Annotated in this window: 2 protein-coding genes; both read left to right on the plus strand. The window is 48.2% G+C overall.

Going from position 1 to position 1,039, the window contains the following annotated elements; genetic code table 11:
* The coding region (locus B3P58_RS15640; protein ID WP_286718939.1) for a topoisomerase DNA-binding C4 zinc finger domain-containing protein at positions 1-541 on the plus strand (541 nt) is incomplete at its 5' end.
* A 107-nt stretch (positions 542-648) separates the two neighbouring features.
* Positions 649-942: a ComEA family DNA-binding protein gene (locus B3P58_RS15645; protein WP_268866905.1), complete on the plus strand. Its 294-nt coding sequence runs from the start codon at positions 649-651 to the stop codon at positions 940-942.
* Positions 943-1,039: the final 97 nt, after the last annotated feature.

Here is a 1,039-nt window from a genome sequence, read left to right on the forward strand (position 1 = left end):
CCAGTTCAAGATTAAAGGCTATGACGGTCCAACGCTTGAATGCGATAAATGCGGCAGTGAAATGCAGCTGAAATCCGGTCGCTTCGGCAAATACTTTGGCTGCACAAACAGCGAATGTAAGAACACCCGCAAATTATTGAAGAGCGGCGAAGCGGCACCTCCGAAAATGGACGCGATTGCCATGCCGGAACTGAAATGTCAGAAAGTAGACGACACCTACGTTCTGCGTGACGGTGCAACCGGTTTATTCCTGGCCGCCAGCCAGTTCCCGAAAAAACGCGAAACCCGTGCACCACTGGTTGAAGAACTGCTTCCTCATCAGGCCGAACTGCCGCAGAAATACCATTTCCTGCTGGATGCTCCGCGTCAGGATCCGGAAGGCAATCCGGCCATCATCCGTTACAGCCGCAAAACCAAAGAGCAGTATGTAATGACTGAAAAAGACGGCAAAGCCACCAGCTGGTCGGCCTATTACGTCGATAATAAATGGGTTGAGCACGACAAGAAAAAAGCACCCGCCAAAAAGGCCGACAAAGCCTGATTCACACCAATGTCTGGGGAAAGCGTCGGTTAATTTGATACTTTTCCCGGATTTTTCCGCAAAATATTCATTGCTATGTTCGGATCTCCACTCAAGGAGAGACGACTATGCAATGGATAAAGCACGCACTATTTTCTGTCTGCCTGATTCTGGGCACCCTCAGCGTACAGGCAGCAGAAACCAGCAAGCCAGACGGTAATACGGTAAAAGCCGTTAATATCAACACCGCCACCGCGGAACAACTCAGCCAGCTTGACGGTATTGGTAAAGCGAAAGCGGAAGCCATTATTGTATACCGCCAACAACATGGTCAGTTTAAATCACTGGACGACATCACTCAGGTTAAAGGAATCGGCAAAGCCATCCTTGCTAAAAACCGTTCCATGCTGGCACTGGAATAAAATATAAAAAACAGCGCATAAAAAGCGCACAAAAAAAAGAGCCGCTATGCGGCTCTTTTTCTCAGATATTTTCTGTTTATCGGTCAGTCTGTTACCA

The sequence above is a fragment of the Thalassolituus sp. UBA2009 genome (assembly GCF_002335285.1).
Taxonomy (GTDB): domain Bacteria; phylum Pseudomonadota; class Gammaproteobacteria; order Pseudomonadales; family Oceanobacteraceae; genus Venatoribacter; species Venatoribacter alkanivorans.

Excerpts from the sequence above, each read along its gene's own strand:
- B3P58_RS15645 (WP_268866905.1), top strand. The coding sequence starts at position 649 with ATGCAATGGATAAAGCACGCACTATTTTCTGTCTGCCTGATTCTGGGC.